General features: G+C 57.7%; 16 protein-coding genes. 7 read left to right on the top strand and 9 right to left on the bottom strand.

The genetic code is table 11. The annotated features are described in order from the left end of the window. The first annotated feature begins 53 nt into the window (after positions 1-53). Together MHM85_RS05315 and MHM85_RS05310 are read left to right on the top strand one after the other, a co-directional pair. The gene (locus tag MHM85_RS05315) at positions 54-926 is read left to right on the top strand and encodes a glycine betaine ABC transporter substrate-binding protein (RefSeq protein ID WP_153842610.1); all 873 of its coding nucleotides are present in this window, start codon (positions 54-56) and stop codon (positions 924-926) included. A 231-nt stretch (positions 927-1,157) separates the two neighbouring features. Then, complete coding sequence (locus MHM85_RS05310) at positions 1,158-2,798, top strand: BCCT family transporter (RefSeq protein WP_139526532.1); 1,641 nt, start codon at positions 1,158-1,160, stop codon at positions 2,796-2,798. A gap of 78 nt (positions 2,799-2,876) precedes the next feature. Here the strand turns inward: MHM85_RS05310 and MHM85_RS05305 are convergent, their stop codons facing one another. From MHM85_RS05305 to MHM85_RS05295, 3 genes are all read right to left on the bottom strand, one after another. Next, the gene (locus MHM85_RS05305) at positions 2,877-3,602 is read right to left on the bottom strand and encodes a 3'-5' exonuclease (protein WP_153842609.1); all 726 of its coding nucleotides are present in this window, start codon (positions 3,600-3,602) and stop codon (positions 2,877-2,879) included. A 1-nt stretch (position 3,603) separates the two neighbouring features. Then, a complete protein-coding gene (locus MHM85_RS05300; protein ID WP_139526530.1) occupies positions 3,604-5,514 on the bottom strand; it encodes a DUF294 nucleotidyltransferase-like domain-containing protein in 1,911 nt (636 codons plus the stop codon). A gap of 277 nt (positions 5,515-5,791) precedes the next feature. Further along, the gene (locus MHM85_RS05295; protein ID WP_139526529.1) at positions 5,792-6,181 is read right to left on the bottom strand and encodes a DUF4168 domain-containing protein; all 390 of its coding nucleotides are present in this window, start codon (positions 6,179-6,181) and stop codon (positions 5,792-5,794) included. Positions 6,182-6,327: 146 nt separating this feature from the next. Here MHM85_RS05295 and MHM85_RS05290 point away from each other — a divergent pair, with 146 nt between their 5' ends. Then, positions 6,328-7,251, top strand: a complete 924-nt coding sequence (locus MHM85_RS05290; RefSeq protein WP_139526528.1) for a DMT family transporter — start codon at positions 6,328-6,330, stop codon at positions 7,249-7,251. Between the two features lie 118 nt (positions 7,252-7,369). Beyond that, complete coding sequence (locus MHM85_RS05285; RefSeq protein WP_139526527.1) at positions 7,370-8,059, top strand: EAL domain-containing protein; 690 nt, start codon at positions 7,370-7,372, stop codon at positions 8,057-8,059. 42 nt (positions 8,060-8,101) lie between these two features. Here MHM85_RS05285 and mtgA read toward each other — a convergent pair whose 3' ends face one another. The 3 genes from mtgA to MHM85_RS05270 all read right to left on the bottom strand — a co-directional run bounded on the left by mtgA (position 8,102) and on the right by MHM85_RS05270 (position 10,876). Continuing rightward, on the bottom strand, positions 8,102-8,818 hold the full coding sequence (gene mtgA, locus MHM85_RS05280; protein WP_153842607.1) for a monofunctional biosynthetic peptidoglycan transglycosylase: 717 nt from the start codon (positions 8,816-8,818) through the stop codon (positions 8,102-8,104). Between the two features lie 10 nt (positions 8,819-8,828). Beyond that, positions 8,829-9,683, bottom strand: coding sequence for an S-formylglutathione hydrolase (gene fghA / locus MHM85_RS05275; protein ID WP_139526525.1), 855 nt, complete (start codon positions 9,681-9,683; stop codon positions 8,829-8,831). 83 nt (positions 9,684-9,766) lie between these two features. Further along, positions 9,767-10,876, bottom strand: a complete 1,110-nt coding sequence (locus tag MHM85_RS05270) for an S-(hydroxymethyl)glutathione dehydrogenase/class III alcohol dehydrogenase (RefSeq protein WP_139526524.1) — start codon at positions 10,874-10,876, stop codon at positions 9,767-9,769. A 154-nt stretch (positions 10,877-11,030) separates the two neighbouring features. Here MHM85_RS05270 and MHM85_RS05265 point away from each other — a divergent pair, with 154 nt between their 5' ends. Continuing rightward, positions 11,031-11,918, top strand: coding sequence for a LysR family transcriptional regulator (locus MHM85_RS05265; protein ID WP_219861577.1), 888 nt, complete (start codon positions 11,031-11,033; stop codon positions 11,916-11,918). On the opposite strand, the gene MHM85_RS05260 is transcribed toward MHM85_RS05265, so the two are convergent. Next, on the bottom strand, positions 11,915-13,282 hold the full coding sequence (locus tag MHM85_RS05260) for an L-serine ammonia-lyase (RefSeq protein WP_239285493.1): 1,368 nt from the start codon (positions 13,280-13,282) through the stop codon (positions 11,915-11,917). The two genes, MHM85_RS05265 and MHM85_RS05260, sit on opposite strands and share 4 nt — an antisense overlap. Before the next feature lie 220 nt (positions 13,283-13,502). Between MHM85_RS05260 and MHM85_RS05255 the strand changes: the two genes are divergently transcribed. Both MHM85_RS05255 and MHM85_RS05250 read left to right on the top strand, forming a co-directional pair. Continuing rightward, the gene (locus tag MHM85_RS05255; RefSeq protein WP_139526521.1) at positions 13,503-14,147 is read left to right on the top strand and encodes a hypothetical protein; all 645 of its coding nucleotides are present in this window, start codon (positions 13,503-13,505) and stop codon (positions 14,145-14,147) included. A gap of 177 nt (positions 14,148-14,324) precedes the next feature. After that, positions 14,325-15,896, top strand: coding sequence for an AbgT family transporter (locus MHM85_RS05250; protein ID WP_239285495.1), 1,572 nt, complete (start codon positions 14,325-14,327; stop codon positions 15,894-15,896). 103 nt (positions 15,897-15,999) lie between these two features. Here MHM85_RS05250 and rpoD read toward each other — a convergent pair whose 3' ends face one another. Both rpoD and dnaG read right to left on the bottom strand, forming a co-directional pair. Next, on the bottom strand, positions 16,000-17,856 hold the full coding sequence (rpoD, locus tag MHM85_RS05245; RefSeq protein WP_139526519.1) for an RNA polymerase sigma factor RpoD: 1,857 nt from the start codon (positions 17,854-17,856) through the stop codon (positions 16,000-16,002). 209 nt (positions 17,857-18,065) lie between these two features. Further along, the gene (dnaG, locus tag MHM85_RS05240) at positions 18,066-19,943 is read right to left on the bottom strand and encodes a DNA primase (RefSeq protein ID WP_239285497.1); all 1,878 of its coding nucleotides are present in this window, start codon (positions 19,941-19,943) and stop codon (positions 18,066-18,068) included. Between the last annotated feature and the right edge of the window lie 141 nt (positions 19,944-20,084).

Here is a 20,084-nt window from a genome sequence, read left to right as displayed (position 1 = left end):
CCTCTTCATACCGCAGTGGCAAGTGCCACTGCCCATCAACAGGGAGCAAGTGAATGAAAACGCGTACGTTGAATCACCGCATCCGTCTCGCCTCTTTGGCCCTGGTCGCGGGTACCGGGCTAGCCGCTGGCAGCCTGGCCCACGCCCAAGATCAAGGCACGGTCAACTTGGCCTATGTCGAGTGGTCCTCTGAAGTCGCTTCCACTAACGTCATTGCTGCGGTTCTCGAGCAGGCAGGGTTCGAGGTGGAACTGACCTCGCTGTCCGCAGCGGCCATGTTCCAAGCCCTCTCCACGGGTGATGCCGATGCCATCGTCGCCGCCTGGCTGCCGACGACCCACGCAGACTACATGGAGCGTGTCGGTGACAATACCGAAGACTTAGGCCCCAATCTGGATGGCACCAAACTCGGCTTGGTCGTACCTGAGTACACCGACGTGGACTCCATCGCCGATCTGAACGACAACGCCGACAGCTTCAACGGCGAGATCATCGGTATTGACCCCGGTGCTGGCCTGATGGCACTCACCGAAGAGGTCGTGGATACCTATGACCTCGGGCTGAACCTGCGCAGCGGCAGCGGTGCCACCATGACGGCTGCTTTGGCCAGCGCCATCCAAAACGAAGAGGATGTGGTCGTCACTGGCTGGACGCCGCATTGGATGTTTGCTCGGTTCGATCTGAAATACCTCGAAGACCCAGAAAACGTCTACGGCGGTGCCGAGCAGATCCATACCGTCGTACGTAGCGGTCTGGAAGAAGACATGCCAGAAGCCTACGCCATTCTGGATGCCTTCGAGTGGACGCCCGAGCAGATGGGCGAGGTGATGCTGATGAACCAAGAAGATGGCAGCGACCCCTACGAAAATGCCAAGCAGTGGGTAGAAGAGAACCAAGACGTGGTCGAGCAGTGGCTCAACGGCTAGTCATACTCTGCCCCGAGCGTTAAATGACAGAGGGCTTCGGCCCTCTGTCGTCGTTGTAAATGTGACGTTTTTTCGTGCTAACGTGCCCGCGCGTTGAACAAAGATTAAGCAACGTTTGCTACTGTTACTGATGTAATACACGCCTGCTAATGCATTTGTGATTGGCCAGAAGGTAACTGCTGGTCCATCCAGGTGCGTTTGGCGGTTTCTGTCCGACATGGAGAGGCTCCCGTGGATAATCCTGACTCTAAGCGTCCCGCTGATGAGCCGGTATCAGAAGGCATCCCCGCCCCTGATGGCCCGGCTAACCTGATCGATACCGATTACGTGATCGGCCAAGACAACATTACGACGAGTGCAATGGGCTTCAACCTTGACCTACACGGCAAGGTATTCACCATTTCGTCACTCGTGGTGCTGCTGTTCGTCATACTCACCTTGGCACTGCAAGATACGATTTCGCCGATCTACGACGCCGTTTTTGGCTTCCTGACCGGCAATCTGGCTTGGTTCTTCATTTTGGCCGCCAATATCTTCGTCATTCTTTGCCTGGGTTTGATCGTCTCTCCCCTGGGTAAAATCCGCATTGGCGGGGCAGATGCCAAGCCGGACTTTACCTATGCCGGCTGGTTTTCGATGCTGTTCGCCGCCGGTATGGGCATTGGGCTAATGTTCTTTGGCGTCAATGAGCCGCTGACCCACTTCGGCACCTCTTTGGATGGTGGCGACTGGGCACCGCTGGCTGGCGCTGAGGGCGATACGGCAGGCGCAGCGGCGCTGGGCATGGCGGCAACGATCTTCCACTGGGGTCTGCATCCGTGGGCGATTTATGCCGTGGTGGCTCTGTCATTGGCGCTATTCTCGTTCAACAAAGGCTTGCCGCTCTCCATGCGCTCGGTGTTCTACCCGCTACTGGGTGAACGCGTTTGGGGTTGGCCGGGCCACTTGATCGACATTCTGGCAGTGTTTGCCACACTGTTTGGTCTGGCCACGTCACTGGGGCTGGGCGCTACCCAGGCCGCTGCTGGCTTGACCTATCTGTTTGGCGCGCCGGAAAGTGATATCACGATGATTCTGCTCATCATCGGTATCACGATGATAGCGATTGGCTCGATCGTTGCCGGTGTCGACAAGGGCGTACAGCTGCTGTCGAAAATCAACATCGCCATGGCTGCCGCGCTGCTGTTCTTCGTGATCGGTGTCGGCCCGACGCTGCTGATCGCGACCGGCTTTTTCGAGAACCTATTGAGCTACGTGGTTCATCTTCCGGCGCTGTCGAACCCCTTTGGCCGTGAAGACGCGAACTTTAGCCAAGGCTGGACGGCCTTCTACTGGGCATGGTGGATCTCCTGGTCTCCGTACGTCGGCATGTTCATTGCGCGGGTATCCCGCGGCCGTACCGTACGTGAGTTCCTGGTCTCCGTGCTGATCGTGCCGTCCGTCGTTTCGGTACTGTGGATGACGACCTTCGGTGGCACCGCCATCGATCAGTACGTCAGCCAAGGCATCGAGGCCGTGCGCGACGCAGGCGTGGATCTGCAGCTGTTCATCATGCTCGAGCAACTGCCGCTGTCACAGATCACCTCGTTCATCGCCATCGTGCTGGTCATCGTGTTCTTCGTGACCTCGTCGGATTCTGGCTCGCTGGTCATCGATTCCATTACCGCAGGTGGCAAGGTCGATGCACCGAAACCGCAGCGTGTGTTCTGGGCGATCATCGAAGGCGCGATTGCCATTGCACTGCTGCTGGGGGGCGGTTTGACCGCGCTGCAAACCATGGCCGTGTCGACCGGGTTCCCGTTCACCATCATTCTACTGGTGGCCTGCTACGCCATCATCAAAGGCTTGATGAGCGAACCCAAAGCAGTGTAAGTAGCAGCTTCAACTCGGCAAGACGTCAACGGGCAGCCCAAGGGCTGCCCGTTTTATTATGCAAAGAAGGTGCGAGCGCTAACACCACAGCGCTTTTAAAGGCGTCTCAGGGCTATAGCGATTGGCGATTTGCGCCTGCAAAAGCTCGGCAGTGGCCAGAGCATCAATGAGCGCATGGTGGCCTTGGTAAACGGGTAAGCCGTAGCGCTCGCGGCTGGCGTTGAGGCGAATCGATACCGGCGGACGACCCAGCCAGCGGCGAAAGCGGGCCCACAGTGTTTGTCGATGCAACCGCGCTTCCAGCGACATGGTATCGATCATGGGAAACAACACTCCCTCACCACGGCGCGCCTTCACCGCCGCATCGAGAAAAGGTCGCTCGATATTACGAAAGTGAACCACCACGACCCGCCCGGCCAACACCGTCAACAGCTCGTCTAGCACGCTATCCAAGTCTGGCGCATCGGCAATCTCCGAGTGCGTGATGTGGTGATACGCTATCGAGTCCTCATCTAACGGACGGGGCGGTTTCACTACCCAGTAACGGCGCTGAGCCATGGATATACGCCCTAACGTAAACGGCACGACGCCAATACTGACGATCGCATGGCGTCGCTCATCGAGTCCGGTGGTTTCCATATCCAGCGCGACGAGCGGCACCTCGGACAGCGGCGTCTCGGAATCAGGCATCGGCGTATCGAAAAAGCGTATCAAGGTGTCATCTTTGGCCCGCTCGGCCCGAGCGGCCATATAGCCCTTCCAATCGGCTTGAGTGACCTTTTGGCGCGGACGAATACCGTGCATATCAGCGCCTCTGCCGTTGGGTGGGAACGGGGTAGCGGAACTTCAAAAATTTCTGAGCATTGCTCAACACCTGAAAAGCATCCTTTAGGGTGTGCCGTTCGCTGTCTTCTACGTTCTCCGGCTCGATATTATTGTCCGGCTCACGCTCCTCCTGCAGGTCGATCATTTGGTGACGGATCCGCGACATGCACAAGAACTCGAGCGCATAGCTGAGTTTGTCACTCACCCCGGTGGCTAGCAGCTGGGTTTTGCTGATGTCGTCCAACCGTTGAAAGGAGCTTTGCGCTTTAGAACCACAGGCCAAGGCATGCACACGAATCAAATCTACCATCGGCGCCGTGCCGCGTCGCTTGAGGTTGATGGAGTTGTTGTGCTTGCCATCTTTTTCCATGACGATAGTGCGGAAAAAGCCCAAAGGTGGGGTGCGATTGAGCGCATTACGCGCCATGGCCGCCAGGAACAGCGGTGATTTGGGAGCCGTTTGGGCAATTAAATCCTGCAGCGTTTCAACGAACAGGTCCTCCCCGTAAACACTATCGAGATCGAAAAAGATCGAGCTGTGCAGCAGCTTCTCGGGCGTTGGGTTCGCCATCCAGTCCTGGAAGTAGCGCTTCCATACCGCCAACGGCTGACGCCACTGCCGGTTGGTCGCCATGACATCCCCTTTGCAGTACGTATAGCCACAGGCGGCAAGGCCGTCGCTGACGAACGCGGCCAACGCATGGAAGTACTCATCATGCTCTTCGGCAACGAAGTCATCGGAGAGAATCAGCGCGTTATCCTGATCCGTGACGATGCTCTGCTCGTTACGCGCCATGGAGCCATTGACCATGAAGCAGTAGGGTACCGGCGGCGGACCCAACGTATCTTCTGCCAACTCCAGCAGTCGGCGGGTGAAGCTGCGGCCGATGGTAGAGAGCGCGCTGCCCACCATTTGCGAGTTTGCGCCCTCCTGCACCATGCGTACGAACGCTGCTCGAACGTCGGGCGCCAGTTTGGCAAGCCCTTGTGCACTGGACTGGTTGAAGATATTGCTCACCAGGTAGAGTCCGCTGTGCGTTTCGTAGCGAATGATATCGGATAGGTGCACCACACCCACCGGGCGCTGGCGGTAGAGTACCGGGAGGTGATGGACGTTGCTACGCAGCATGGTCAGCATCGCTTCATACACGGATGCATCGGACTGGACGGTAATCAGCCGCTCGGAGATGACCTCTCCCACAGGGGTGCTGGGCGATAGCCCCTCGGCCACGACCCGCGTGCGGAAATCGCTATCGGTGAGAATACCGCACATCTGCCAAATTTGGCCTTCGCTATCCTGAAAGCTATAGCGAGGGTTATCGCTCCCCTCTTTGATGACCAACACCGCAGACGCCTGGGCATCGATAATTTGCCTAGCCGCCTGCTGGACACTCGTCGTCGCCTCCACCATGACCGGATAGCGGGTGACCAGTTTGCGAATACGCGTCACCATCATGTCGTTCGACTTCTTCTGCTGCTCTGCGGCAGTCTCTAAGCGTGGGCGCTCGAGTTCGACGAAGTCGGCAAAGTCATCGTCCTCTTCACATAGGCGCTGAAATACCGCGTCGGGAATAAAGTAAATCAGCGTGTCTTCAATGGCTTTGGCAGGAAAGCGAACCTTGTGATTTCGCAGCAGGCTGAAGTGACCAAAAATATCGCCCTCGCCCAAGCGGTTGTAGAGCTCTCCTTGGCGACGATACACCTCGACCGCGCCGCTGCGGATGTAGCAAAGCTCGTCGAGGGTATCGTTGAGCGCCAGAATATCGCTGCCCGTTTTGAAGTAGCTTACCTCTACCTGCTCGGCAATCGCATCCAGCAGTTCATCCGATAAGCCATCAAACGGGGGAAACTGCCCCATGTGCTGGCGTATTTCTAATAACTCGACGTCCATACGCTCTCCTGCTGGGCGCTGACTCTGTTGAACGGACGGTGCTTTGATGCATCATGGGACGACAATAGGCCGTCCTGGTCTCAGTGTGTCGTGAACATTCACCTTGGACAACCCTTTGAGGTGAAACGAAAGTGCCGGACTCAATGACCCGCACAAAAAAAGCCCAACGCATGTACGTTGGGCTTTGGTCGGCTTGCGGCGTGACAGTTACTTCGCACGTTAAAGAAAATCTGGCACTATCCACATAGCCTTGGGTAAAACATTCAATTCATGGCCTTTACGACTGGCTAGCCATTTCCTGAACGCGCTGCATCATTTCTGGATCTTGCTGAATGGACTGACCGATTGCGTTGAACGTATCGACATCCAAGCCGCTATCTTCGACGACTTCGATCATGCGGTCGTTAGCTTCAGCGCGTACTTCCTGTTGTGCGGCTTCGTCTTCTGCTTCCTGCAGACGCTGTGTGTACTCTTGCGAGATCACGGCGATTTCTTGAGAAGCATCGGCGAACTGCTGTAGCTGCTGATCAGAAAAATCCTGAGTCGGGGCTTGTTGAGTAGCCATTGGGTCTTGCGCTTGACCGTCGGCTTGTTGGGCGTGAGCGGTGCCCGCCATCAGACCCGTCGCAAGAAGTGCAGCAGAAAACAAAGCAGTCATACGTTGCATGGTAAGAAACCTCATTGGCGCGTTATGAATGTGCCCAGTGTGACGCGTCGTTTGGGCGCTGGTTCAATCTTTTATGTAAAACTAAGTAACAAAAAGAACAAAGCGTAAGTCACCCAACTCACGAATCATGCTACTCCAGGAAGATTATGTCTATTAATTTCAGAAAGTTAACAGATAAGGACGCTGCCTCCCTTGGTTTGACTGCCATGCCAGGCCTGTTCGTTCTGTTGTGGAGTACTGGCTTTATTGGCGCAAAATTTGGCCTCCCCTACGCCGAACCCTTCACCTTTTTGTTCATCCGTTTCGTACTCACCCTACTGCTACTGACTCCCTTGATATGGGTAATGCGTATTTCTTGGCCTTCATCACCTACGTTATGGAAACATATTGCGGTATCGGGTTTGCTGGTCCATGGCACCTACTTAGGCGGTGTATTTTACGGTATCTATTTGGGCATGCCTGCAGGTCTGGCTGCGCTCTTGGTCGGCCTGCAGCCACTCCTCACCGCCGCCTGCGCAGGACCGCTGCTCGGCGAGCGGTTGACCAGACGGCAGTGGTTAGGCCTGTTGTTGGGATTGGTCGGCATCAGCTTGGTTCTGGGCAGTAAGCTGGAGCTCGGCAGCACGCTCTTTAGCGGCTTCGGGATGGGTGCGTTGGTGAGCGTGATGGCCGCCCTAGTGGGTATCTCGCTTGGCACCCTATACCAAAAGCGCTACTGCACCAGCATGCCACTGCTGTCGGGCGCAGCGATCCAGTACATGGCGGCAGGTGGACTGTTGGGCATTGGCGCCCTACTGTTCGAAAGCCGCGAGGTGGAGTGGAGCACAACGTTCATACTCACGCTTGGCTGGCTCGTGCTGATTCTCTCAATTGCCGCTATCCTGCTATTGATGGCCTTGATAAAGAAGGGGGAGGCTTCTCGTGTAGCGAGTCTCTTTTATCTGGTGCCTCCAGTCACGGCGCTTCAGGCGTGGTGGCTATTCGATGAGCGTTTGCCGCTGCTGGGATTGGCAGGCATGGTCATTGCCATTATCGGTGTGGTCATGGTGGTACGCCCCTCGACGACATAATTCGATACGAAAAAAACGAATCTTCCAGGGCTTGGAAAAAATGACTGCACAACCTCACTGCGCCAGGGTCGACGGCGTTTGCAACCGATGCGATACCCCAGTTCCCTTTGCGTTTACGATGGCCTTTCAACCCATTGTCGATGTTTCCCAACGACGAGTGGTGTATTACGAAGCATTGGTGCGCGGAGTTAACGGCGAATCGGCCTTTTCGATCCTGAATCAAGTGACCGATGAGCTGATGTATCGCTTCGACCAAGCCTGTCGCGTAAAGGCCATCGAGCTTGCCAGCGAACTGGGCATGACCGAGCGGCTGTCGATCAATTTTTTACCGAATGCCGTGTACGAACCGGAGGCGTGCATTCAGTCCACGCTCGACACGTCACGCCGCGTGGGCTGGCCCACCGAGCGGCTTAACTTCGAAATCACCGAAACAGAGCGTGTCGTCGACAGAGCGCATATGCGTAATATCATCGATAGCTATCGACGGATGGGGTTTACCACCTCGCTAGATGACTTCGGCAATGGCTACGCCAACTTGGATTTGTTGACCGACCTTCGCCCCGACACCCTCAAAATCGACCGCGAGCTGGTCATGGGCTGCGATAGCAACGTGCGTCGTCAGGCCATTCTCAAGAGCATGGTGTCATTGGCACGCACTCTAGGCACACAGCTCGTCGCCGAAGGGGTCGAAACCCGAGAAGAGTCCCGCTGCCTGCTGGCGCTAGGCATTTCCGTGCAGCAAGGTTACTACTTTGCGCGCCCTCAGATCGGCGAACTGCCTACCGTGGCACCCGTGCGATACGACTGAGCCAAGCGGCTCAGTCAAACGCCCACCTCATTGCCTCTACGCTCATAGCCGCTCCAAGTAGGCCGTGCCGCCTAAATTGCGCATCTGCTGACGAATCCACTGGCTGCGACGCTCGACCTGGGCGTCGGGCCGGGAAGCGCTGCGAGTGCGTGGGCTGGGTAGTATGGCGGCCAACAAACTAGCCTGACGCTCGGTCAACGCGCTGCCTGAAGCACCGAAGTAGTGATTGGCCGCCGCTTCCAAACCGAACACGCCGGTATCCCACTCGGCGACGTTGAGATACACCTCTAGAATTCGCTGTTTCCCCCAGAGCGTTTCGATCAACAGAGTGAACCACGCTTCTAGCCCTTTACGCACCCAGCTACGCCCGGTCCATAGAAACACGTTTTTGGCAGTCTGTTGGCTCAGGGTACTGGCGCCGCGCAGCCGCTCACCGTCTCGACTTGCTTCCCAGGCGCGACGCATTTCGACGAAATCGAACCCGCGATGCTGGGGGAACCGCTGATCCTCTGCGGAGATCACCGCCAGTTTGGCATTGCTAGACAGTTGCTCCCAACTACGCCACTGACGCTGAATGTCGATGGGCTCACTGTTGATCCAGCTCTGCACTTTACGCTCGACCATCACCATGGAGCCAGGCGGCGGTACGAAACGAAATAGCAGCACCAACGCCACGGAGAGCACCACGAACCCCAGCGCACCACGCCAGACAAGCCGCCATAGCAGACGAAGAAAACGGCGCAGCGCGCGATCGAGCATCTCGGAATCCTTAGCGTTTCATGAGGTGTTCCGCATGATAGCGCAAATGATCCTCGATGAACGAGGCGATGAAGAAGTAGCTATGGTCATAGCCCGGCTGGCGACGCAATGTCAGCGGGTGATCGTGCTCTTCACAGACGGCTTCCAGGCGCTCAGGCATGAGCTGCTCTTCCAAGAACTGGTCCGCCTCGCCCTGGTCGATGAACAGCCGCTGGCGAGACGCACCGTTGGCCACTAGCTCACAGGCATCGTATTGACGCCAGCGCGACTGGTCGTCGCCCAAGTAGCTGGTAAAGGCTTTTTGGCCCCAAGGGCAGTTCATTGGATTGACGATCGGCGCGAAGGCCGAGACCGAACGGAACCGACCGGGATGGCGCAGCGCAAGGATCAGCGCGCCGTGCCCGCCCATGGAGTGACCGCTGATCGATTCACGACCATTGACGGGAAAGTGCTGGCGCACGACCGACGGTAGCTCCTCGATCACATAGTCGTACATCCGGTAATGCGGCTTCCACGGCGCTTGGGTGGCATTGACGTAGAAACCGGCCCCAGAGCCGAGATCGTAGCTGTCGTGCTCGCCGGGTAGATCGGTACCTCGCGGGCTGGTATCGGGGCAGACGATCGCCACCCCAAGCTCAGCAGCAATCCGGTGGGCGCCCGCCTTCTGCATGAAGTTTTCGTCATTACAGGTCAGCCCGGACAGCCACCACAACAGCGGCACCCGCTCGTTTTCCGCTTGCGGCGGCAGGTAAACGGCGAAGACCATGTCGCAGTCAAGCGCCCGGGAGTAGTGGCGGTAGCGCTTGTGCCAGCCGCCGCTGCTGCGGTTGGCCGACACCAGTTCTAAGGTTTCACTCATGCTCATGGGGCAGGCTCCTCGAGAAGATGAAAACGCGGAGGGTCGCCCCTACCGCGTTCGTTTACCCGGTTTCGTTGACTTGATGATACTCAGTAATGCAGCACGGTACGAATGCTCTTGCCCTCGTGCAGCAAGTCGAAGGCTTCGTTGATCTGCTCGAACGGCATGTCGTGGGTGATGAAGTCGTCGATATTGAGCTCGCCGTTCATGTAGCGCTCGACGTAACCCGGCAGCTCGCTGCGCCCCTTCACACCGCCAAACGCAGAGCCTTTCCAAACACGACCCGTGACCAATTGGAATGGACGTGTAGAGATCTCTTCGCCTGCGCCAGCCACACCAATGATGATCGATTCGCCCCAACCCTTATGGCAGCACTCCAGCGCCGAGCGCATGACGTTGACGTTGCCGATACACTCGAAAGAGTAGTCGACGCCACCATCGGTCATATCGACGATGACCTGCTGGATCGGATCGCTGTAATCTTTAGGATTGACGAAATCCGTCGCGCCGAACTGCTTGGCCAGGGCGAATTTATCCGGATTGACGTCGATCGCGATGATTTTGGACGCCTTGGCCATCACCGCACCCTGAATGACCGCCAAGCCGATGGCGCCCAAACCAAACACGGCCACCGTCGAGCCGGGCTCTACTTTAGCGGTGTTCAAGACGGCACCAATGCCCGTGGTCACGCCACAGCCCAATAGACAGATTTTGTCCATGGGTGCTTCTTTGGACACCACCGCTAGGGACACCTCCGGCAGCACCGTGTACTCGCTGAACGTGGACGTCCCCATGTAGTGGTGCAACATCTTACCGTCTAGGGAGAAACGCGACGTGCCATCAGGCATGACGCCTTTGCCTTGAGTCGCCCGTACACTGCCGCACAGGTTGGTTTTACCTGACAGGCAGAATTTGCACTTGCCGCACTCTGCAGTGTAAAGAGGAATGACATGATCGCCTGGCTTGACGCTGGTGACGCCTTCCCCCACCTCTTGAACGACGCCCGCACCCTCGTGCCCGAGCACTGCCGGGAAGTTGCCCTCTGGGTCGGCGCCAGAGAGCGTGTAAGCGTCGGTATGGCACACGCTTGTAGCGGCCATTTTGACCAACACTTCTCCCGCCTTCGGGCCTTCTACATCGATCTCTACCAGCTCAAGAGGCTTACCCGCTTCGAGTGCAACTGCCGCGCGTGATTTCATGGTGACTCCTTGGGGTTCACGGTCATCGAACGCGTCGTGACGCGTTCGCGAAAACAGACAGAAAGTGTAGGTCAGCTAGGCGACCGGGATAAAGCGGGATACACTCATAAGATTATTGTCACTGAGCAACAATCCACTCGATTAAGGGCTCGCCATGCAGCGCTGGGATCGTATCGAAGCCTTCGTCGAGGTGGTCAGGCTGGGCACCTTTTCCGCCGCTGCTCGACACCTCAAAGTCTCTACTTCACATATCAGCCGTTTGGTCAGCCAGTTAGAGAACCAGCTAGGCGTGCAGCTACTCTACCGCACCACGCGGCAGATTCGGCTGACCGATGCGGGGGCGCTTTACGTGGAGCACTGCCGGCATCTCTTCGACGGACTGCGCGACGCCGAGCAAGCCATCAGCGAACTTCAAGCCAGCCCGCAAGGTCTGTTGAAGCTCACCTCGGCCACCACCTTTGGCGAGCGCTATATCGCGCCGCTGGTCAACGACTTCCAGCGTCTGCACCCCCAGTTGGAAGTCCACATGCACTTTACCAATCGCCCGGTCGAGCTGATCGAGGAAGGCTTCGACATTGCCATCCGCATGGGCGTACTCAAAGACTCCAGCCTGATTGCCCGACGGCTGTGTGAACGCCAGGAGTACGTGGTGGGCTCGAGCGCCTACTTTCGTCAAGCGCCCAGGCCACACACCCTGTCGGAATTGAGCCAGCACCGCTGCCTGATCGGCTCGCGGCCCAACTGGCTCTTCGAAGTCAACGGCCAGCGCCGGGAGGTAAAGGTAGAGGGATGTTGGAGCGCTAATTCTGGACCGGCCCTGCTGGATGCCGCTCTCAAAGGGCTGGGGCTCGCCCAACTGCCGGATTACTACGTGGCGCCTTATCTGGCCAGTGGAGAGTTAGTGTCGGTGCTGGAGCCGTTCCAGCATCACGATACGGCGGTCTGGGCGGTGTACCCTCGCCACCGCCACTTATCGCCCAAGATTCGTCAGTTGGTCGACCATTTGGTCGACCATATCGACACTCTGTTACCTGCTCATTAGCACTCGATGGCATTGACTGCGAGACCACCTTTCGAGGTCTCTTTGTACTTGTCCTGCATATCGCGACCGGTATCGCGCATGGTGCGGATCACCTTATCCAGCGAAACGAAGTGGTCTCCGTCGCCATGTAGCGCCATACGTGCGGCGTTGATCGCCTTCACCGAGGCAATCGCGTTGCGCTCGATACAGGGCACCTGTACTAGTCCTGCCACTGGGTCGCAGGTCAGCCCCAAGTTATGCTCCAAGCCGATTTCGGCAGCGTTCTCTACCTGCTTGGGCGTGCCGCCCAGCACCTCGGCAAGGCCCGCCGCGGCCATGGCGCAGGCGGAGCCCACCTCCCCCTGACAGCCTACTTCAGCGCCGGAAATGGACGCGTTCTTTTTACACAGGATGCCCATGGCCCCCGCCGCCAACAAGAAATCCACCACATCGGCATCGCAGGCGTCCGGCTCGAACTTCAGATAGTACGCCAGCACGGCGGGCACGATGCCCGCAGCGCCGTTGGTCGGCGCGGTCACCATTCGCTTACCGGCGGCATTCTCTTCGTTCACCGCTAGGGCAAACAGATTGACCCAATCCATGACCGAGAAACTGGTCACGATGAGACGCTGATGGTCGGGCGGTGCAAGCAGCTGCTGATGCAGCGCATGAGCGCGGCGGCGGACGTTCAAACCACCCGGCAGCCGCCCGGTGGCCTTCAAACCGTTATCGATACTCTGGCGCATGGCGTGCCAAATCGTTAACAGCGTTTGTCGAATCGACGCTTCGCTGCGCCACGCTTTTTCGTTTTCGAGCATCAGCTCGCTAATCCGCAGATCGTGCTGCTGGCACAATGCCAGCAGCTCATTGGCCGATTCGAACGGGTATGGCAGCGCCGTTTTATCCTCATCCAGCCCCCCCTGATCGGCACAGGCCTGGTCCACGTAGAACCCACCGCCGAGTGAATAATAGGTGTTCGTGCTAACCACCGTATCGTCATGGTAGGCCGTCAGCGTCATGGCGTTAGGGTGGAAGGGCAAGCAGGTGTCGTCCCATTCGATGTCCTGAGCGCGCTGAAATACCAGGGACTGGCCGCGGGGAAGCGTCAACGGCTTACCGTCATCCAAACCGGCCAATCGCCCGGCAATGATGTCCGGGTCGATCGCTTCGGGTGTCTCACCCATGAGCCCCATGATGACCGCACTATCGGTCCCGTGCCCAACGCCAGTGGCGGCCAGCGATCCATGCAGCCTTACCACCACTCGGGTGAGGTCTGGTGCGGTCAGTGACATCACGAAATCCCGCGCGGCCCGCATGGGGCCCACGGTATGCGAGCTGGAGGGCCCAATCCCTATTCGAAACAGATCAAACACGCTAATGGCCATAATAGTGCCCGCCCCTCAACGGTCATGCTTAGTAGTGACGACGACTTGATACCATCGCCGCTTGGTATTTTCTTGGTTACTCTTACTTTGCAGCGTTATCGACTGTCCGTCGAGTCATGCATAGAAGGTTAGACGTGCGAGCACAGGAAAGTGACGATATAATGAACATTCATTTCTGAATGTTTACTCTCCTCGCCTCACCCCCAATAAGGATGTTGGTATGCCATCGTCACCCCCCTGGGCGATCAGTTTTCGCACCGCGCTACTTCGTGCCACTCTGTACACGCTCGCCATCGGCGGTATCGCCCAAGGCGGTTACCTGGAAGTGCTTTATTTGCCCGAGGTTCGCTACACCGAGCTTGGTTTTACCGAATTCACCCAAACCTTGGTATTGGCAAGCTGCTGCGCGCTACTGATCTATATTCGCCACGTATTGAAAGTATGGCCCACCGTCACGCTGCTGCTGCTGGCGTTTATCGGCGCATCGCTCGTGCGTGAGCAGGACTACTTTCTCGATCACTACGTGGCGGAAGACACCTGGAAATATCTCGTCGCGCTGATCGTGCTCCCAAGTCTTGGCTGGGTCATCTTTCACCGCCAGCGGTTTTTGGAAGAGTTTCGCCACTACAGCAACACCTTCTCGTTTGGTCTATTTGCGGCAGGCGTGCTGGTCACCTATATCTTTTCTCGCCTTTATGGACGCCAAGATTTTTGGCGAGCCGTGTTGCAAGAGCACTATATCCGTGACTTCAAAGACATTGCCGAAGAGGCCATCGAACTACTCGGCTACAGCTTGATTCTGTTTGCCACCATCGAGCTTCTCTTTCTCGCACGACGCATCTATCGCGCACGGCAAACGCCTTAACCAATCACTTATCCCCCCAGCCAAACACCGCTGACGCCCCGCATCAGCGGTGTTTCATTTTTTACATCTCGCTATACGTAAAGCCATTTGCGCCCTTGGCACCATCAACGTAGTGTCAGCCGATCTGTTTTCATAGGCATTTTTGCTAAACAATAACCTACCAACGATATAAACCTTATGACAAACCCACGAAATCGCGAAGAAAACCTGAGCCGCGGAGCGTTCACACGCTTTCTCGATAGCGTCGAATGGCTGGGAAATCTATTACCGCACCCGGTCACACTGTTTGCCATTCTCTGTGTACTGGTCGTGCTGGCTAGCGGTATCGCTGCCGCCCTGGGCGTATCCGTCGCCGACCCGCGCCCCGCGAACGAGGGCGAGTGGATTGCGGTGAATTCACTGCTCAATGCGGAAGGGCTACGCCTTCTCGTCACCAATATGGTGACCAACTTCACCGGTTTTGCACCTTTGGGCACGGTGCTGGTGGCCATGTTAGGAGTCGGCGTTGCCGAACACTCCGGCCTATTATCGGCGAGTATGCGCGCGCTGGTGCTCAACCGCTCTCCGCGCATCGTGACTTACGCCGTAGTGTTTGCCGGGATCATGTCGAACATGGCCGCCGAGCTTGGCTATGTGGTGCTCATTCCGTTGGCCGCAATGATCTTCCACTCCTTGGGTCGCCACCCACTGGCCGGCTTGGCAGCGGCTTTCTGCGGCGTTTCCGGTGGCTATAGCGCCAACCTTTTGATCGGCACGGTCGACCCGCTGCTTTCCGGCATCACCCAAGAAGCCGCACGCCTGCTCGACCCTGCCTACGTCGTTGGCGCTGAGGCTAACTGGTTCTTCATGTTTGCCAGCACGTTCTTCGTCACCCTGATTGGCGGTTTGGTTACCGAACGCATCGTCGAACCCAAGCTTGGCAAATTCGATTCGGCCTATGCCGATAGCGACATCGACCAGCATCGTATGGATGGCCTGACCGCTACAGAGAAACGGGCACTCAAAGGTACGGGCTTAGCCGCCCTGGCGCTGGTAGCGTTAGTGGCCGTCATGGTGGTGCCGGAGAGTGGCATTCTGCGCAACCCAGAGACGGGCCTCGTGAGCGGTTCGCCGTTCCTACGCGGCATTGTGGTCATCGTTGCCATTGCGTTCACCGTACTGGGCTTTGTCTATGGCCGTTTGGCGGGCACCATGCAAAACGATCGCGATATCGTCGATGCCATGGCCAAAAGCATGAGCAGTCTCGGCCTCTATATCGTGCTGGTGTTCTTTGCCGCTCAGTTCGTGGCGCTGTTCAACTGGAGTAATTTTGGCACCGTTACCGCCGTGGCGGGCGCTGACCTGCTGGACTCCCTTGGCTTGCGAGGCCCCGGTCTGTTTGCGCTGTTCATTCTCATGTGTGCCTTCGTCAACCTGTCGCTGGGTAGCGCCTCGGCGCAGTGGGCGGTCACTGCCCCTATCTTCGTCCCCATGCTGATGCTCATGGGTTACGCGCCCGAAGTCATTCAGGCGGCGTATAGGATCGGCGATTCCGTCACCAACCTAATTACGCCCATGATGAGCTACTTTGGCCTGATTCTCGCGGTGGCGACCCGTTATCGTAACGACATGGGCATCGGCACGCTGGTGGCGCTCATGCTGCCTTACACGCTGTTCATGCTGATCGGTTGGAGTGTGCTGTTCTTTATCTGGGTGTTTATTCTTGGCCTACCGGTTGGTCCAGGCTCTGCCACTTACTACACGCTCTAAGCTTTAAACGGCATAACATAAAAAGCCCGCCGTTCAGAGAACGGCGGGCTTTTCGGTCTTCGTGGCTACTCTATTCACCACTCACTCTGCACTACTCGCGGCTTTACTCGTCCAGGAACGAGCGCAGCGGTTCTGAGCGGCTGGGGTGACGCAGCTTGCGCAGCGCTTTGGCCTCGATCTGACGAATCCGCTCGCGGGTAACGTCAAACTGTTTGCCCACTTCTTCCAGCGTGTGGTCGGTATTCATATCGATACCAAAACGCATACGCAGGACTTTCGCTTCCCGGGCCGTCAAACCACCCAGCACGTTGCGGGTCGCTTCGATCAAGCCTTCGCCAGTGGCCATATCGATCGGCAGCAGCATGGTGCCGTCCTCGATGAAATCCCCCAGGTGCGAATCGTCGTCATCACCAATCGGCGTCTCCATGGAGATCGGCTCTTTGGCAATTTTGAGCACCTTACGCACCTTGTCTTCAGGCATTTCCAGACGCTCGCCCAGCTCTTCCGGCGTCGGCTCACGCCCCATCTCTTGCAGCATTTGACGGGAGACGCGGTTGAGCTTGTTGATCGTCTCGATCATGTGGACCGGAATACGAATGGTCCGCGCCTGATCGGCAATCGAGCGAGTGATGGCCTGACGAATCCACCATGTCGCGTAGGTCGAGAACTTGTAGCCACGACGGTATTCGAACTTGTCCACCGCCTTCATCAAGCCAATGTTACCTTCCTGAATTAGATCGAGGAATTGCAGGCCGCGGTTGGTGTACTTCTTGGCAATCGAGATCACCAAGCGCAAGTTCGCCTCGACCATCTCTTTCTTGGCACGACGTGCTTTCGCTTCGCCAATCGACAGCTTGCGGTTGACCTCTTTCAGATCGGCTACCGAGAGCTGCACCATGTCCTCTTCGAAGGCAATCTTGCGCTGAGAGCGGGCGATATCGGCACGCAGTGGCTCTAAGCGGTCAGCGTACTTGGGCTGCGCTTCTTGGAAGGCGTCCAGCCACGTCTGATCAGACTCGTGGCCCGGGAACGACTTGATGAACGTCTTGCGCGGCACCTTGGCTTTCTTGACGCACAGCTGCATGACCGCTTTTTCTTGGGCACGCACCTGCTCGACGCTGATCCGCACTTGGCCTACCAGTCGCTCGAAGTGCTTCGGCACCAGCTTGATCGGCGAGAACAGCTCGGCGAGGCGCTCCTGTTCGAATTTCAATTCGGAGCTACCACGACCGTGTTTGGCTAACGCGGCTTCCACCGCCGCGTTCTGCTCACGAATCTGCTCGAAACGCGCTTTGGCCTCTTCTGGATCTGGACCGCCTTCGCTGGCGCTGGTGTCTTCTTCGTCATCGTCGGCGTCGCTATCGATATCGTCATCGTCGCTCAGCTCGGTATCGACGTCAGGCTCCGGCGTCTCCGCTTCGGCAACCCCGGGGATACCTTCGTCGGGGTCGATGAAGCCAGAGAAAAGATCGGATAGGCGCCCAGGCGCTTCTTCGTCCTGAGTGGCGTCGTAGGCTTCGAGGATCGACGCGACCGCGCCCGGCAAATACGCCAGTGCGGACATCACTTCCCGCGTGCCTTCTTCGATCCGCTTGGCGATTTCGATTTCGCCTTCGCGGGTCAAAAGCTCGACCGTTCCCATTTCACGCATGTACATGCGAACGGGGTCGGTGGTGCGACCTACGTCGCTTTCCACGGCGGCGAGTGCCGCAACGGCCTCTTCCGCAGCGGACTCGTCCGTGGAGTGATCCGACATCATCAAAGTGTCTTCATCAGGCGCTTCCTCAACGACACTGATACCCATGTCGTTGATCATGCCAATGATGTCTTCCACTTGATCCGGGTCGGCGATATCCTCGGGTAGATGGTCGTTGACCTCGGCATAGGTCAGGTAGCCCTGCTCCTTGCCGCGCGCGATCAACTCCTTCAGACGTGACTGCTGCTGCGCATTTCCAGCCATAGAAACCCTATCTCGACGAAGAAGAATGAAACACCTGGGGCGCTGAATCGATTAAACTCAACAAGCCGAACAGTATAGCGTAAATAGCGGGATTTTTTCCAGCGAAACGTATTTGCGCGGTCATTCAGGTGTGTTAGGTTGTTCGGTTAGGCCAGCGCCTGGCGACTAACCCTATATGTGGTGTTGAAGCGTCGTAATTCAACCCCTCGCTATGTATTGCTCTTGACCGGTCTGTCTCCTGAGCGCTGAACCAGCTCCATCATCAGACTCGCCAATCGCTGACGCTGCTCCTTATCCAGCCTCTGTCCAGAGCGCTCCAGCGCCAGCAGCGCATCGTACTCTTCCTGAGGCGAGCGCTTGCGCTGCTTTTCTAGCAAATGTTCGACCAAACCATTGAGCTCCGCCTCCCGAGTGCTTTTCGGAATCAGCAGCTCACGCTGGGCGAGCTCGGCCAACACCTGACCCTCATGGCTACCCTGAAAATGCGCCAGCACCACCTGCGGACTCCGGTAGCGCCCGGCGCGCAGCAGCGCGATCAGGTCGCGACACAGCGGTGCCTCTTCGCTGTTGTCGGGTAGCCACTCCAACGTCTCGGGCAGCACCGTCACCAAGCGTGGTTCGTGAAGCAGTAGCTGTACGATCCGAGCCACCGTCGATAGCGCCTGCAGCTTCGCTCCCTGACGGCGGCGGGCAGCAGGGCGTGAAGTCTCGTCCGCCACCACCGGCTCGAGCGGCGCGTCATCCACTGGCTCCCACTGCGGCGATGCGCTGGCGGCAGCAGTGCGCTTATCCAGCAGCGCCTGAAGCTGCGACTGGGCCAGTCCGCTGCGTTTGGCCAGTGACTCGAGCAGTAGCGATTTCAGCATACCGTCAGGCACCTTGTTCAGCGCCTCTAGCACTTGACTCGCAAATCGCTCGCGCCCTTCCACCGTATTCAAATCGCGCCCCTGGGCGGCCTGCTCGAAGAGAAACTCCGAGAGCGGCATCGCACAGGTGACACGATCTTCGAACGCCTCTCTGCCCTCTCGACGCACCAGCGAATCCGGGTCGTCACCCTCCGGCAAAAACAGAAACCTTGCCTCGCGCCCATCGATCATCTGCGGGAGTGCTGTTTCCAATGCGCGACTTGCCGCTTGGCGGCCCGCGCGGTCACCGTCGAAGCAGAACACTACCCGGCTCACCAAACGAAACAGGCGGCTCAAGTGATCTTCCGTGGTCGCCGTGCCCAACGTAGCGACGGCGTTATGAATGCCGAACTGGGCCAGCGCCACCACGTCCATATAGCCTTCGACCATCACCAACTGCTCGAGTTTGCTAGACGCTTGACGCGCCTCGTACAAACCGTATAGCTCGCGCCCTTTATGAAAGACAGGCGTTTCTGGTGAATTGAGATATTTGGGCTGTTCATCCCCCATGACCCGGCCGCCAAAGCCTAGGGTACGACCACGCAAGTCGCGGATGGGAAACATCACTCGGTCGCGAAAACGATCGTAGGTGCGCCCAGTGTCTTCGCGGTGGATCAGCAGTCCGTACTCGACCTGTACCGGCTCGCCGATCCCTTTTGCCGACAGATGCTGCTTGAGCGCCTCCCAGCCACCCGGCGCATAACCAATACCGTAGGTGTCGATGACCTCTGGCGACAGTCCGCGGCCCTGCAGGTAGCGCTGAGCACTTTGACCCTCCTGCATTTTCAGCCGCTCGCGGTAGAAGCTGGCGGCCACTTCCAGCAGGTTGACGCCCTCTTTACGCTTTTTCTCGCGCTGCTGAGCACGCGGGTCATCCGCTCCCTCACGGGGAACATCGAGACCTAAACGCCCGGCCAACTGCTCTACCGCTTCGGGGAACGGCAGCTTGTCGTACTCCATCAAAAAGCGCAGCGCGTTGCCATGAGCGCCACAGCCAAAGCAGTGGTAAAACTGCTTGTCGGCACTCACCGTGAACGACGGTGTTTTTTCCTGATGGAAAGGGCACAAACCGGAGAAGTTACGACCCGCTTTCTTAAGCTGCACGCGCTCGCCGACAACCTCCACCACGTCAACGCGGCCGAGCAGGTCGTCAATGAAACGCTGTGGAATTTGGCCTGCCATGAACTGCGGGCATCCTCGCGCGAAGCGCTAATGGGCGGGTCTAACGTCATCAGACAATGCGCCTGATCACCTTAAACCGCGCAAAACACACATCACAGAACGAAAAACAAACGGCCACCTAGTGGCGGCCGCTTGGCATCC

Origin of the sequence: Halomonas sp. McD50-4, from assembly GCF_022348135.1 — a bacterium.
Classification (GTDB): Bacteria; Pseudomonadota; Gammaproteobacteria; order Pseudomonadales; family Halomonadaceae; genus Vreelandella; species Vreelandella piezotolerans.
This window is presented reverse-complemented; position numbering and strand designations above follow the sequence as displayed.

Coding starts and splice junctions, on each gene's coding strand:
- MHM85_RS05315 (WP_153842610.1), top strand. CDS start 54: ATGAAAACGCGTACGTTGAATCACCGCATCCGTCTCGCCTCTTTGGCC.
- MHM85_RS05305 (WP_153842609.1), bottom strand. CDS start 3,602: ATGCACGGTATTCGTCCGCGCCAAAAGGTCACTCAAGCCGATTGGAAG.
- MHM85_RS05300 (WP_139526530.1), bottom strand. CDS start 5,514: ATGGACGTCGAGTTATTAGAAATACGCCAGCACATGGGGCAGTTTCCC.
- MHM85_RS05295 (WP_139526529.1), bottom strand. CDS start 6,181: ATGCAACGTATGACTGCTTTGTTTTCTGCTGCACTTCTTGCGACGGGT.
- MHM85_RS05290 (WP_139526528.1), top strand. CDS start 6,328: ATGTCTATTAATTTCAGAAAGTTAACAGATAAGGACGCTGCCTCCCTT.
- MHM85_RS05285 (WP_139526527.1), top strand. CDS start 7,370: ATGGCCTTTCAACCCATTGTCGATGTTTCCCAACGACGAGTGGTGTAT.
- mtgA (WP_153842607.1), bottom strand. CDS start 8,818: ATGCTCGATCGCGCGCTGCGCCGTTTTCTTCGTCTGCTATGGCGGCTT.
- fghA (WP_139526525.1), bottom strand. CDS start 9,683: ATGAGCATGAGTGAAACCTTAGAACTGGTGTCGGCCAACCGCAGCAGC.
- MHM85_RS05270 (WP_139526524.1), bottom strand. CDS start 10,876: ATGAAATCACGCGCGGCAGTTGCACTCGAAGCGGGTAAGCCTCTTGAG.
- MHM85_RS05265 (WP_219861577.1), top strand. CDS start 11,031: ATGCAGCGCTGGGATCGTATCGAAGCCTTCGTCGAGGTGGTCAGGCTG.
- MHM85_RS05260 (WP_239285493.1), bottom strand. CDS start 13,282: ATGGCCATTAGCGTGTTTGATCTGTTTCGAATAGGGATTGGGCCCTCC.
- MHM85_RS05255 (WP_139526521.1), top strand. CDS start 13,503: ATGCCATCGTCACCCCCCTGGGCGATCAGTTTTCGCACCGCGCTACTT.
- MHM85_RS05250 (WP_239285495.1), top strand. CDS start 14,325: ATGACAAACCCACGAAATCGCGAAGAAAACCTGAGCCGCGGAGCGTTC.
- rpoD (WP_139526519.1), bottom strand. CDS start 17,856: ATGGCTGGAAATGCGCAGCAGCAGTCACGTCTGAAGGAGTTGATCGCG.
- dnaG (WP_239285497.1), bottom strand. CDS start 19,943: ATGGCAGGCCAAATTCCACAGCGTTTCATTGACGACCTGCTCGGCCGC.